Annotated in this window: 6 protein-coding genes and 1 pseudogene; all 7 read left to right on the top strand. The window is 52.5% G+C overall.

All coding sequences use genetic code 11. The annotated features are described in order from the left end of the window. Positions 1-83 precede the first annotated feature (83 nt). Entirely contained in the window at positions 84-1,556 is a 1,473-nt protein-coding gene (gene der / locus OGX67_RS10940; protein ID WP_003037733.1) for a ribosome biogenesis GTPase Der, read from the top strand. A 300-nt stretch (positions 1,557-1,856) separates the two neighbouring features. Beyond that, positions 1,857-3,398 carry a peptide MFS transporter gene (locus tag OGX67_RS10945; RefSeq protein ID WP_257651548.1) on the top strand — a complete coding sequence of 514 codons (1,542 nt, stop codon included), beginning with the start codon at positions 1,857-1,859 and terminating at the stop codon, positions 3,396-3,398. A gap of 63 nt (positions 3,399-3,461) precedes the next feature. Further along, positions 3,462-4,496, top strand: coding sequence for a Gfo/Idh/MocA family oxidoreductase (locus OGX67_RS10950; RefSeq protein WP_257651547.1), 1,035 nt, complete (start codon positions 3,462-3,464; stop codon positions 4,494-4,496). Between the two features lie 53 nt (positions 4,497-4,549). Further along, a complete protein-coding gene (locus OGX67_RS10955) occupies positions 4,550-4,768 on the top strand; it encodes a zinc ribbon domain-containing protein (RefSeq protein WP_071697602.1) in 219 nt (72 codons plus the stop codon). A 205-nt stretch (positions 4,769-4,973) separates the two neighbouring features. Further along, entirely contained in the window at positions 4,974-7,172 is a 2,199-nt protein-coding gene (sinH, locus tag OGX67_RS10960) for an intimin-like inverse autotransporter SinH (RefSeq protein WP_204583369.1), read from the top strand. Positions 7,173-7,230: 58 nt separating this feature from the next. Further along, positions 7,231-8,187 carry a SinI family autotransporter-associated protein gene (locus OGX67_RS10965; protein ID WP_032949773.1) on the top strand — a complete coding sequence of 319 codons (957 nt, stop codon included), beginning with the start codon at positions 7,231-7,233 and terminating at the stop codon, positions 8,185-8,187. A 133-nt stretch (positions 8,188-8,320) separates the two neighbouring features. Beyond that, a pseudogene (locus OGX67_RS26960) lies at positions 8,321-14,731 on the top strand (adhesion domain-containing protein). Positions 14,732-14,747: the final 16 nt, after the last annotated feature.

Raw genomic sequence — 14,747 nt, forward strand, 5'->3', positions numbered from 1 at the left:
GGTGCAGGGGCCGTTTTACTGTTTTTAACAACGGAGCAAAAATGTGCCCGTTGTCTGATGATTTTTTAAATGAGGCTTTAAACATGGTACCTGTGGTCGCGCTTGTCGGGCGCCCTAACGTTGGCAAATCCACGTTATTTAACCGTCTAACTCGCACCCGAGATGCGCTGGTTGCGGATTTCCCGGGTCTGACTCGTGACCGTAAGTACGGTCGTGCGGAAATTGAAGGCCGCGAGTTTATCTGTATTGATACCGGCGGTATTGATGGCACCGAAGACGGTGTTGAAACCCGTATGGCGGAACAGTCGCTGTTGGCTATCGAAGAAGCGGACGTTGTACTGTTCATGGTGGACGCGCGTGCTGGCCTGATGCCAGCGGATGCAGCTATTGCGAAACATCTGCGCTCGCGCCAGAAACCGACGTTCCTGGTAGCCAACAAAACTGACGGACTCGATCCTGACCAGGCGGTTGTTGATTTCTACTCTCTGGGTCTGGGTGAAATTTATCCGATCGCGGCGTCCCATGGTCGTGGAGTTCTCAGCCTGCTGGAGCATGTTCTGCTGCCGTGGATGGATGACGTTGCTCCGCAGGAAGAAGTGGACGAAGACGCGGAATACTGGGCGCAGCTGGAAGCCAAAGAAAATGGCGAAGAAGAGCCTGAAGATGATTTCAATCCGCAGGATTTGCCGATCAAACTGGCGATCGTGGGTCGCCCGAACGTAGGTAAGTCCACACTTACTAACCGTATTCTTGGCGAAGATCGTGTGGTGGTTTACGACATGCCGGGGACCACGCGTGACAGTATCTATATTCCGATGCAGCGCGATGAGCGCGAATATGTGCTTATCGATACCGCGGGCGTGCGTAAGCGCGGCAAAATTACCGAAGCGGTAGAAAAATTCTCAGTTATCAAAACGCTGCAGGCGATTGAAGATGCCAACGTGGTGATGCTGGTGATTGACGCGCGCGAAGGGATTTCCGATCAGGACCTGTCGTTGCTGGGCTTTATCCTCAACAGTGGGCGCTCACTTGTTATCGTTGTGAACAAGTGGGATGGTCTGACGCAGGAAGTAAAAGAGCAGGTCAAAGAGACGCTGGACTTCCGTCTGGGCTTTATTGATTTTGCACGCGTACACTTTATCTCTGCGCTGCACGGCAGCGGTGTGGGTAATCTGTTTGAATCGGTCCGTGAAGCTTATGACAGCTCCACCCGTCGCGTGAGCACCGCGATGCTGACGCGCATTATGACCATGGCAGTAGAAGATCATCAGCCGCCACTGGTGCGTGGTCGTCGTGTGAAGCTGAAATACGCCCACGCGGGCGGTTATAACCCGCCAATCGTGGTGATTCACGGCAACCAGGTCAAAGACCTGCCGGATTCCTACAAGCGTTATCTGATGAACTATTTCCGCAAATCTCTGGACGTAATGGGGACGCCGATCCGTATTCAGTTCAAAGAAGGGGAAAACCCGTTTGCCAACAAACGCAATACGCTGACTCCGACTCAGATGCGTAAACGTAAGCGTTTGATTAAACACATTAAAAAAAGCAAGTAATCGTTGCTGATGCAGATGAAAACCCGCGCTTGTCGCGGGTTTTTTTTCGTTATTCCAACGCCAACCTCAGCCCGTGCAATGTCAATCACTATTCGTTTTTTACCAAGTATAAATCTAAGAAAGTAGACAATTGTCGAGTTTTCATCTTAAAGTCCCCCAGTTGGTACTAGACAAAACTACTGCCAGGTTATCAAATGGTTAAATAAATCTTCGCCGCATGTAAAAAATCGACCAGCTACGTAACTGGTCGGCGTACATCGCGGTGTTTACACGCACGACGACATAACTTTCGGGAGAATTATGCAATCCTCTGTTAATCAAAAAGAAAGCCGAACTTTCTTCGGTCATCCTTATCCGCTCGGCTCATTGTTCTTTACTGAGATGTGGGAGCGTTTTTCGTTTTATGGCATTCGTCCGTTACTGATCCTGTTTATGGCGGCTACCGTTTATGACGGCGGCATGGGACTGGCGCGTGAAAATGCCTCGGCGATTGTCGGTATCTTTGCCGGTACCATGTATCTTGCTGCGCTGCCAGGTGGCTGGCTGGCGGATAACTGGCTTGGTCAACAAAAAGCGGTATGGTATGGCTCCATCCTGATAGCACTTGGTCACCTGTCGATTGCACTCTCGGCCATCATGGGTGACAACCTGTTTTTTATTGGCCTGATGTTCATTGTGCTCGGTTCTGGCCTGTTCAAAACCTGTATCTCGGTGATGGTGGGTACGCTGTATAAAAAAGGCGATGCGCGCCGTGACGGCGGTTTCTCGCTGTTCTACATGGGTATCAACCTGGGTTCCTTCATCGCGCCATTGATCTCCGGTTGGCTGATTAAAACTCACGGCTGGCACTGGGGTTTCGGTATCGGTGGTATCGGAATGTTGGTGGCGTTGCTCATCTTCCGTATCTTTGCCGTTCCGGCGATGAAACGCTACGATAGCGAAGTGGGCCTGGACTCGACCTGGAACAGCCCGGTTGTGAAACGTAATGGTGTGGGCGCGTGGCTGCTGGCGCTGGCAGTTGGTGTAGCAATTGTTGTTACCCTGATTGCGCAGGGAGTGATTGTGATTAACCCGGTCGCGGTTGCCAGCATGCTGGTGTACGTAATTGCCGCGTCAGTTGCGCTTTACTTTATCTATCTGTTCGTCTTTGCGGGGCTGAACCGTAAAGAACGCGCCAGGCTGCTGGTTTGCTTTATCCTGCTGGTGTCCGCTGCGTTCTTCTGGTCAGCCTTTGAGCAGAAACCTACCTCGTTCAACCTGTTCGCCAACGACTACACTAACCGTATGATCGGCGATTTTGAAATCCCGGCAGTATGGTTCCAGTCGATTAACGCTTTGTTCATCATTCTGCTGGCCCCGGTATTCAGCTGGGCGTGGCCAAAACTGGCGAGCATGAATATTCGCCCAAGCAGTATCACCAAGTTTGTCATCGGCATTCTCTGCGCAGCGGCGGGCTTTGGCGTGATGATGCTGGCGGCGCAAGACGTGCTGGCAAATGGCGGCGCGGGTGTTTCTCCATTCTGGCTGGTAGGCAGTATCCTGATGCTTACGCTCGGCGAGCTGTGTCTGAGCCCAATTGGTCTGGCGACCATGACGCTGTTGGCACCGGAAAGAATGCGTGGACAGATGATGGGTCTGTGGTTCTGCGCCAGTGCGCTGGGTAACCTGGCCGCGGGTCTGATTGGTGGTCATGTGAAGGCCGACCAGCTTGATATGCTGCCAGATCTCTTCGCGCGCTGCTCGATTGCGCTGCTTATCTGCGCCGCGATACTGATCGTTCTCATTGTTCCGATTCGTCGCATGCTGGAGAATACACAGACTAAACCGGCAACTAGCGCCTGATAGCACCTCGATGATGCCGGGGCAGACGTTATGCCCCGGTAATTCAACTTTTGAGGTGAGAACATGCTGTTAGGGTTTGTTGGGCTGGGCGCAGTCGTTGAAACGGCATACTTGCCCGCATTACGTAGCCTCTTCGGTGATTCATTACGCTGTGTGGGGTTTGATGTTCAACCCACAAAACAGCCAGCAGGCGTGACGCGTTGTACGTCGCTCGAAGAGCTGCTTACTCAGCCTCTTGATACCCTGTTCATCACGACCGCATCCTTGCATCACCTTGAGGTGCTTGAACAAGCCCTGGCCTCTCCCATCGCACGTATCGTGGTTGAAAAACCTATTGTCGCCACGCTCTCCCAAATTGAAAAACTGAAAATGCTGCTGGCTCAACCAGGCGCTGCCGATCGTGTACTGGCACTCGACCACTGGATGGCGCGCATCGAAACGGTGAAACGAGGGTTGGTCAGCACTTTTGCCGAGATTGTGAAAATCGAAGGTTTTTTGCAGGAGCCAAGTGGAGTTAACGCCGCAGGGGAGCCAATAGCACTTAACTTTGCCACCGGTGAACCGGACACGCGTGAACTTCGCCACCCGGATGGCGTGATTCTGGATATCGGTACGCACGTGTTAGCAATGTTGCGGGAAACGGTACGGTATCTGGGAGGGAATAATGAGATGGTGCTGCGGTTAGTGAGTGCTAAAGACCGTCTGGGACGTGATATCTCCCAGAGTGATCTGACCACGGCAGAAGGCGAGGCGCATCTTCAGGGGCAGATTAGCGGCATTCCACTGGATATCTGGCTCAACAAATATGCGGGGCCAACTGGTGGGCAAAAAGGTCTACGGCTTTATCTGCGTGACGGACGTATTATCAGCCATGACCGACGCGGTACAGAAGATGTACTGGAAGTGATTGACGGCGAGGCGGTACAACGCTGGAGCATTACCGATACGATTTACGCCCATTGTCTCGCTGAGCAAATTCTGGGAGCGCAAAGTTTGTTTGAACGTTGTCCGCAGGAGGTGAGACAAACGACACAGCGCAGGCTGGAAGAAGTGGAGTGCCTGTTAACATTGCAGCAGCAGTTACGTGGGCCACATTAAGCGCATGGTGTTAAAATAAAATCAGCAATACATTTTCTGTATAAGGACACGATATGTCGATTACCTGCCCGGATTGTCATGCAGAGCTGGAGCCGCAAAATGGTGTGGCGCACTGCGAAAATTGTCACAAAGATATTCAACTGGAAGCGCGTTGTCCGGAATGCCATCTGCCACTGCAAGTATTAAAAGCCTGCGGAGCGGTGGATTATTTCTGTCAGAACGGCCATGGCCTTATTTCGAAGAAACGCGTTGAATATAATGTCATAATATAAATTACATTATGAATAACTTTTGCTGATTAATATTTATTATGAATGCTAATCAGCTTTAATCATTATTATTACAAATATTTCATCTTGCTTTGATAATCTAGCTGATTTTTTAGGATTATATTTAGGTTATAAAGGCATTCATTAGGGTGAATCATAAATATAATGTTCCTGTTGTACAGCAACTTTGTTAATACAGGAACATGTTATGGCCCGAAGGGCGCGCTTTGTTATCTTGCTTGTGCTATTCGTTTCTGGCGCAGTTATTGCCGGGGACAATATTGTTGCGCCTGCAGCAACCAATAACATAAGCGAGTCTACGTTGCCCGATCTCGGCAGTGAGTCGGTACAAAAAGAACAGCATAATAACGAAGAACAATCCATTAAAGAGAAAGGTGCCGACTATTTTATTAACTCTGCGACACAAGGCTTTGAAAACCTGACGCCTGACGCGTTGAAATCGCAGGCGCAAAGCTATTTGCAAAATCAAATTACCTCCTCCACGCAATCGTATATAGAAGGGTTAATGTCACCGTACGGAAAAGTACGGACCAGTTTATCTGTTGGCGAAGGGGGCGATCTTGATGGTAGCTCTCTCGACTATTTTGTTCCCTTATACGACAACCAATATTCATTGATTTTTAGCCAAATCTCCGCGCAGCGTAAAGAGGACAGGACCATTGGAAATATCGGTTTTGGCTTGCGTCAAAATGTGGGGGATTGGTTACTCGGCGGCAACGCTTTTTATGACTACGATTTTACCCGTGGGCACCGTCGCTTAGGTTTGGGCACTGAGGCATGGACAGATTATCTGAAGCTCTCTGGCAACTATTACCATCCACTTTCTGACTGGAAGGAGTCTGAGGATTTCGAGTTTTATGAAGAGCGCCCCGCCCGGGGATGGGATATTCGGGCGGAAAGCTGGCTGTCATTTTATCCACAGATCGGTGGGAAATTAGTCTACGAGCAGTACTATGGCGATGAAGTGGCGTTATTTGGCACCGACAATTTACAAAAAAATCCCCATGCGGTAACTGTTGGTCTCAATTACATGCCTGTGCCAATGGTCACGTTGGGTGCAGATTACAAAGCCGGCACTGGAGAAAACGCCGACCTTAGCATCAACGCAACCGTCACTTATCAGTTAGGTACGCCCCTGGCGGCTCAACTTGATCCGGAAAACGTAAAAATTCAGCGCTCTTTAATGGGCAGTCGAACCGATTTTGTCGAGCGTAATAATTTTATCGTTCTTGAATACCGTGAAAAGGATCCCCTTGATGTTGCGTTATGGCTCAAAGCCGATGCGACCAATGTCCATCCTGAATGCGTAATTGAAGACACGCCTGAGTCTGCGGTGGGACTGGAGAAATGTAAGTGGACGATCAATGCGCTTTTCTCTCATCACTACAAAATCATCTCCGCCTCCTGGCAGGCAAAAAATAATGCCAATCGCACATTAGTTATGCCAGTGGTAAAAGCTGATGCCCTCACTGAAGGGAATAATAATCGCTGGAATCTGGTCCTCCCTGCGTGGGTCAATGCGGATACAGAAGCACAGCGTACAGAGTTAAATACCTGGAAAGTGCGCATGACCCTGGAAGATGAAAAGGGGAATAAGCAAAACTCGGGTGCTGTGGAAATTACCGTCCAGCAGGATCGTAAAATCGAATTGATTGTCGATAACGTCGCCGACGCCGATCGTACCGATCATAGCCATGAGGCCAGCGCTTTGGCGGATGGCGTCGATGGTGTTGTGATGGACCTGGTGCTGACCGATTCATTTGGGGATACGACCGATCGTAACGGTAAAGCGCTGGTGGATGAGGCTATGACGCCTGAACTCTATGACAGCAATGACAAAAAGGTGTCGCTTTCCTCCACCACTTGTACCGCCGAATTGCCCTGCGTCTTCATTGCCAGCCGTGACAAAAAGGCGGGAACCGTCACGCTCTCCAGTACGCTTCCTGGTACGTTTCGCTGGAAAGCGAAGGAAGACGCCTACGGCGACAGTAACTATGTTGACGTGACGTTTACCGGTGATGCGCTTGATGCGTTGAATGCGCTCATTTATCAAATGAACACATCTTCTCCCGTTAATTTGAGCGGCAAACAAGATAGGCATCCTGTCGTCAATAATACCTATCGATTTGTACTGTGGCGAGATGCCAATAAAGACGGCGTTTTCCAGATGTCAGAACAACTGACAGAAGATGAAATGGCGCTTTATGACTATCAATGGGAATTTACCGGGCAAAGCGTGACGGGAAATACCGGAGCACAAGCCAATACCCGCAATGAAGATCTGGTGTTGCCAGCAACAAATAGAGAGGCTGCGCAAAAATTCGCTGCTCATGAGCAGGATGGTATTCAGGGCTATGGCATACGCGTGGTGTATAGCCAGAAATAGTGTCAGCGTAGTGGCTGACCAGCCAGTCGCTGAATGTTGAAGAAAAAGGAGAGTCTTGATGCAATTAGTATTAAAACGGCAGCTGACGAAGGTCGCACTGGCGTTGGCTGTGGCAGGGTATTGTGCTGTGCCTGCAGTCGCGGCTAATGGGAATCTGAAAGCCGGTCAGTGGCAAAGCGCGACAGAAAGTACCGGTACTATTCAAGGGACTATCCCGTGGATTACACGGGCTGCAGATAAAACGGCGGAAACGGATAAAGCACATGTCACGGTGACGATTGACCGTGGTAGTCGAACCGTGGCAACTGAAGGTGACCGGCAGTTTCACGCGGGCGACAAAGTGACGGTCAACTGGGCTATCGGCGATACGGAAGGTGACCTGGATGCGGATAACACGGCGACCAAAGCGACTGTGCAGTGGATGAGCTATAGCGATCAGAATGGCGGCGATGCACAAGAGATAGGTACAAAAGGCAGCGACACCTATGAAATTCAGGCTGCGGATGCCGATCGCTACATCGGTATTAAAATCACGCCTACCACAACTACCGGCGATCCGAATGTTGCCACAGAATTGCTGCTAAACGATCTGTCGACCAATGCAGGCGGTGGTTCTGACGACGATGACATTCCGGAAGGTCCGGTGGTCGATGAAAATGTCCACGTTGTCATTTACGAAGCGGGTACAACAACCAATCTGTTGGGCACGAGCACCAAACTTAAAACCAACACCACCTATAAAGTGTTGCTGTGGAAAGATACGAACGCCAACGGTACTTATGATGCCGGCGAGGATGTTACCAGCAAGTATAACTACCGCTGGAAATTCACCGGTACCAGCCTGCAGCTGGGCGCTGCTGGCGGGATTGTCAACGCTACCTACAACAACAGCGATCTGGTTATTCCGCTTACCAACGCCGAAGCGAAGGCTGCCTTCGATAATGCCGATGGCGTTACCCTCGGCAACGATGGCGTCCAGGGATATGGCTTGTCTATCGACTACCAACGTAAATAAAACCGTGCAAGACCGCTTCCTTGGGGAGCGGTTTTTCCGCGCCCTTTGTTTAGCTCGGGGTTAAGCAAAGTGTGTTGAAACGCGAACACAGAATAAATGGGTAGTGACTGCTCAAGGATGGGGGATCTGGCAGGTGAATAAAGTTAATCGCTCTTTACTGGCGTTAGCTCTGTTAATGGGTGCAGTGCCGGTACTTTCTGCACTAAAAAGTGGGGCATGGCAGGAGCTGCGCACAGCTACGGATGCGATAAACGGCACCCCGCCGACGGCGGACAGCGCGTTCGTTCCGGTTTATCAGGGCAGCGTTGTGCTCTCTCCCGGTGAAGCGCACGCTGTGGCCTTCAGCGCGATGCCCCGCGACTTCAGCATTGACGATTCAGCCAGCGCACTGCAGCTGGCTAATCCGCTCGATACCGAGGGCGATCTGTTCGCCATACCCCCGCTGCGCTGGGAAAGCGAACAGGCGCCCGCTATCAGTTTAGTCTGGGCAGATGCGGCCACACCGGATGAACCGCTTAACCCGCAGCCGGTCGCCAATAAAACGTTCTGTGCGCAGAATATGGCCGGCGGGCATTACGTGGTCTGGCCGCAGCTGGAAGATAGCAGTGCGCTACCCGCGCTTTACCTCATTACGTCGACGGGAACACCGAACAGCAATACGGTTGCTTTAACCGAACAAAAAGTGGCGATTGACGTAGCTGCCGCCGTGGGCGAGCCACTGTCACTCAGCGCCGTGCCGATGGACGACACGTTAAAAGCAGCCAAGGTCAAAGCAGGGGAAAGTATCACGCTGACCGTTACCACCCGCGATTGCGCCGGTAACGTGGTGGGCAATACCGCATTTATTATTACCCGCAGCGATGCGCTTAACCGCCAGAACATCGTCAACAATAATGCACCGGTACACGTTGGTGATACGGAACTGACCACCACGGCGACGGAATACCACGGTGTTACGGGCGCTGACGGCAAAGCGACAGTAACCGTCACCCAGGCAAACGGCCCTGGCGTAAAAACTACCCTGACGGTGATGCAGGCAAACAATACGGCGCTAAAAGACAGCCTCGATGTTATTTTCACCACCCTGACCAGCCCGGACAGCGACAAAGCGGCGATGTGGGGGCATATGGAAGAAAGCGCTACGGCAAACGTCGATGGCGTCACCTATACCTTCACGCGTCCAAAACTGGCGGCAGAAACCAGTGGCACTAGTGCTACTTTTGCTGCCAACAATGAAAGCTGGGCGCAGTTGACCTGGGATAGCGCGGATAACCACTGTGCCATTTTGCCGGATGCCGAACAGCTGGTGGCGCTGCGGGCCGCCCACAGCACCGCGGCGGCCTATCCCGGTTGGCCAATTGATACCTACTGGTCGTCCACGAAAGATCAGCTCGATATTTATCACTACGCCACCAGTATGGGGAGCGGGGCGGTGATACGAGAAAGCAACAGTACGGCTTTACTGGTGAGCTGCGTGGATAAAGCGCTGCCTTTAGCGTATCCACAAATCACGCTTTCTCCCGATGCGCCATACAAGGCGGAAGTCGGCGAGACGATGGATGTGATAGCCAGCGTGGTTGACCGGAATACCAATAAACCGTTGCCTTATCGTTATCTTGAACTGTTTGTCGACCCCGCCTCTAACCGTAAAGGGGAGCATAAAGATGAGTGGGATAATCTGCGGGTCGTTGTCCGTAGTGATGATATGCGTGCATCGTCCCCGGAACACTATACCGGGGTAACGGACGCGAACGGGCAGGTGCATCTGTCATTCAGTCACGACAGCGGGATGGGGGTGGAAACACCGATCCGTATCGTGATGATGGATGACGAAGGCGCAAGCGTCACATTGCCGTTTAACGTGATTTTTACGGTGATAACCAGCCCGGACGTCGACAGCGCCAGGATGTATGGTCATATGGCGCGGGGCATCGTGGAGTCCGGTAACCTCTATAAGCGCCCGCTGCTGGCGTCAGAAACCAGTCATAAAACCGGTCAGCAAACTGAAAACAACGAAGAGTGGGCCACCTTCGACGCGTTGATCTCCGCCACCGCGCAGTGCGGCGCAGGGCAGGTACCTGATACGGGTTCTCTTGAAACGCTCTACAGTGCACATCCTGATAATAAAATCCTGACAGAACACGGCTGGCCGACGGCGTCTGATGCTTATATGGCCGATGATGCCATGCAGATGGCGTATTTCAATCTGGGCGATGGCAGTAAAGGTATCGGCGGAGTGGCCCATTATCTGACCTGTTCAGCCAATGAAATGGTTGCTCAACTGAGCGTCTATTTCAATGACGATGTCTCGTTACGCCTGCCCGTCGCCAAAGTTGGCGAGCAAATAAAAATGAACGTCCATTCACAAAATGCGTTGAACGGAGCAACGATAGCGAATGTGAAGTTTTCAGTCACCATGGGGCTCGGCAAAAATCGCAGCGGGATGACCACCGGCTTTACTGACCCAAGCCAGGGGGAATTGCTGTTTGACAGCGTTGCCTATGGCGCGGGTACATCTTCAATGACGTATGAGGGGATGACGGATGCAAACGGTGACGCGCAAATTATTCTTGAGCAGCCACGCGGCGTGGGGTTAATCACACCGCTAAGCGTAGTACCGATTGATTCACTGCTGAACTCGCCTATCTCGCGTAGCGTGAAGTTTACCGTTCCGACAAGCCCGGATACGCCAAAAGCCCATATGTGGGGGCATATGGCGGACGCCGTAACAGTGGATAATCTCACGTTTGAACGCCCGAAACTGGCGGCAGAGTCAGGGGCAACCCGAACCCAGGATGAAGCGAATGAAACCTGGGCTCGCCTCACACATGCCGATGCGCTGGGAAATACCGCAGCCGGGGGATGTGCACTTAATCGTCTGCCGCGTATCGACCAGCTTACCACTTTGTACAATGCCAACAATGGCGGAGAGATACATACGGTTGCCGGATGGCCTGTGGGGCTTGACTACTGGTCCGTCACGTACGCCAGCCAGTCCAGCTGGCAGCAGATATCGTTGTTGGGTGGTGAGGTGACGGCGGGGGGCGATGTTTCGGATTACGTCAGTTGCCTGACCAGCGATAACCCGGCGGCGGCGTCCATCACCATTGAACCGGTGGATGCGTCGCAGTAGTATGACAACAACGTTAATAGCGTACATGCGGTAAGAGTGAAGAAAGGCGAGACGCTACAACTGAAGGTCACGGTGAAAGACGCCAATGGAAACCCTGTGCCGCAAGCACCTTTTGTCATGAGCCGTGGTGATGGTTTTACCCGACAGAATGTTAAACATGCCGCTGGCAGCGGTGATGGTATTGTGTCGCCGGTGGTCATTGACGGCGAATCTGTTAACGATACGGCGACGAAAATCGGCGGCCTGACGGGCGTGGACGGCAGCAAAATCGTCAATGTGACCCGCCCGGATACGCACGGCACTAAAGTGGCGATAACGGCGGCGCTGTACGGCAATGCCAGCGTGAGTGCCAGTCTCGACACCATCTTTACGGTGGTCACCAGCCCCGACTCGGACAAGGCGACGCTGTGGGGGCATATGACGGACACGCTGACGGCGGCAGACGGTACGAGCTACCACCGGCCGCTGCTGTACGCGGAGCTGAGTAATACCCTCAATGTGATGAGCTATACGGAAGATAACGAGGCGTGGTCCCGTTTTTACGGCCCTGATGGCCGCAAGAACAATGCAGAGATGTGCGCGGCCGGGTATTACCCTGCCATCGACGCTCTGGACGCGCTTTATCGCCAGTACCCGGACAGAAGCATCAAGACGGCACAGGGCTGGCCGATAGACTACTCCTACTGGAGTGGCAGCTATGTGAGTAAGTTTTCTTCTGAAGCGCCCATCGATTTTTATGTCGTTGATCTGGATGATGGCAGTCGTCATTCGGTGTCGGCGACGGATACCAGCGCCATGCAGTACCAGATTTGTACGAGTACGGGGGCTGCACAGGCCACGACGATCGCGCTGACCTCGACGGTGGCAATAGACGAAACTGCACAAGCGGTGAAAGTGAAGACGGGTGAAAGAGTGCCGTTAACGATCACAACCACGGATGCTGCCGGTAACCCGGTAGGGAACGCTGCGTTTACCCTGACGCGAGACCGAGGTTCGATACGCGGCAGCAGTGCGCTTACTTCCTGGACCATACCAACCATGGAGCTGGTGCTGACCGGACAGGCACCACAGACCTGGCTTTATAACGGCACCTATTATGGGGTCACCGGCCCGGACGGCACGCTGTCTCTTGATGTAGGTGAAGATACTGGGCCGGGGTTGAAAACGGTGTTGAACGCCAGCTTGTATAAAACCCCAGCGGCAACCTCGTCGCTGTCGACAGTGTTTACCGTACTCACCAGTCCAGACAGCAGTAAAGCCCAGATGTGGGGGCATATGCCGGAGACTTTCACCGCCAGCAACGGCGCGGAATTTATGCGCCCAAGGTTGAGGTATGAGCTGAATTCAACCACGGATACGGAGTCGGTCATACAAAACAATGAAATGTGGTACACGGTGAAAAATGTGAATAGCGGACGCGGGGCCTGCACGATGAGCCAAATGCCGACGGCGGCCGATTTAACGTCGCTGTATAACGATCACCCAGATGGCGCATTAACCGCTGATTACGGTCTTCCGATGATCGCCTCATATGGGTGGTGGGCGGGTGATAAGACGCTAAGCGGGCAAACGTCATTATATCAATACATTAATTTTCGTAATGGTGTCATGAAAACAACGACATCTTCGTCCCCGACCAACGTAACGCAGCTGTGTCTGACGGCAAAACGTGAGTATGTCATTACGCTTGACTCTTCCACGCCATGGAATGAGGCGTACGCAAGCTTTATGGGTAAGAAAGGCGAAACGTTACCGCTAACGGTTAGCGTAAAAAATGCTGCCGGCATCCCACAGGCCAATACCGTGGTGGTGCTGGGGCGTTCTTCATCGACCACGCGCGCCAGTACGGTGATATCAAACAACCCGGCTTACATGACTTTGACGCCCGTTACGCCTGAGGGGAGTGCGACGAGTTTCAATTCCGGTTCGTCGAAATGGTATGGAATGACGGATGCTGATGGTAAAGCGCAATTGACGTTAGCGCAGGACAATTCGAGCGGCCTGAAAACGACGGTAACCGCCACGGTGGAGGGAGACAGTTTAGCCACGGTGAGTAAAAACGTGATCTTTTCCGTTCTCACCAGCCCGGACAGCGATAAGGCCGCCATGTGGGGCCATATGCCGGAAACGGTGACGAACAGCGCTGGCGTTACATTCCATCGCCCGTATCTGGCAGCGGAGACGTCGGGTTACGCTTTCAGCGTCAACAGCGGCAATGAACGCTGGCCGAACTGGAATCAATCCACCACGCTGACGGCAGGGAAGTCCAACTGTGGCGAGGCATATCAGCCTTTATTAAGCGATCTGCAAACATTGTATGCAGATAATCCCAGCGGAGCGTTGTTTGAACGTTATGGTTGGCCGGTGAATGAAAAATGGTACTGGTTTGCGGTAGATCGCGCGGCGAATACCGGGAACTATCAGTCTATGCGGCTGGATGTGGGGAACGTATCGTCAAGCAGTTCTGCGAGTAATACAGGGGCGCAGGTTTGCCTGGTCGACCCGCATTCGCCGGTACCTGCGACGATTGAACTGACTTCCAGTATTGCCCTCGATACGGTAAGCGATGCGGTGAAAGTCAAAAAAGGCGAAGAGATCCCGCTCACCGTCACCATGATAGACAGCAGCGGCAATCCGTCTGCGAATGCGGCATTTACGATTTCGCGTAGTCAAGGTCTGTCTCGCCTGGGGGAAGCGAAAACCACCGGGAACGGCGGCGTGACGGACGATCTTTCTTTGCAGGAACTGACACCAGTGGCGACAACGGTGCTACTGGATGATTATTTTGATGCCTATCATGGCGTAACGGGGACGGACGGTAAAGCGACATTTAGCCTGCGTCAGGACACTGCGATGGGGCTGAAAACAGCTATCACGGCGAAGATGGATGATTACCCTAATTTGACCTCTTCGCTTAACGTGATCTTTACCGTAGTGACCAGCCCGGATAGCGACAAGGCTAAATACTGGGGGCATATGCCGGAAACGGTGACCAGCAGTGATGGCGTAGTCTTTAAGCGACCACAGCTGGACAGGGAGGCACCGTTACATGATAACACCTTTGGTCCTATCGTTATAGGTGATGAAACCTGGGCGCTGTTTAACCATAACGGTGCGGGGATGGCGAGTAAATCGGATTGCCCCGAAAACTATCAGCCGACATTGAGTGAGTTGCAAAAGCTGTATAGTGACTACCCTGGCGGTCAGATAGGGGAACGGTTTGGCTGGCCGATCGATCGCTCTACTTTTTCCTGGTGGGTTTCCGACCGAGTGGGCAAGAATTACCAGACCATCGATCTTACCAGCGGCTATGTGAATGCAACGAAAACGGCAAGCGATAATCAGGCACTGGTTTGCCTGGCGAACCCGCACGCTTCCGCTGCGATGATGACGGTATCTCCCCCGCGATAGATGCGAATAGGCAAGC

The organism is Citrobacter sp. Cf118 (genome assembly GCF_030334095.1).
In the GTDB taxonomy this organism is placed as follows: domain Bacteria; phylum Pseudomonadota; class Gammaproteobacteria; order Enterobacterales; family Enterobacteriaceae; genus Citrobacter; species Citrobacter freundii.

Excerpts from the sequence above, each read along its gene's own strand:
- OGX67_RS10950 (WP_257651547.1), top strand. The coding sequence starts at position 3,462 with ATGCTGTTAGGGTTTGTTGGGCTGGGCGCAGTCGTTGAAACGGCATAC.
- sinH (WP_204583369.1), top strand. The coding sequence starts at position 4,974 with ATGGCCCGAAGGGCGCGCTTTGTTATCTTGCTTGTGCTATTCGTTTCT.
- OGX67_RS10945 (WP_257651548.1), top strand. The coding sequence starts at position 1,857 with ATGCAATCCTCTGTTAATCAAAAAGAAAGCCGAACTTTCTTCGGTCAT.
- der (WP_003037733.1), top strand. The coding sequence starts at position 84 with ATGGTACCTGTGGTCGCGCTTGTCGGGCGCCCTAACGTTGGCAAATCC.
- OGX67_RS10955 (WP_071697602.1), top strand. The coding sequence starts at position 4,550 with ATGTCGATTACCTGCCCGGATTGTCATGCAGAGCTGGAGCCGCAAAAT.
- OGX67_RS10965 (WP_032949773.1), top strand. The coding sequence starts at position 7,231 with ATGCAATTAGTATTAAAACGGCAGCTGACGAAGGTCGCACTGGCGTTG.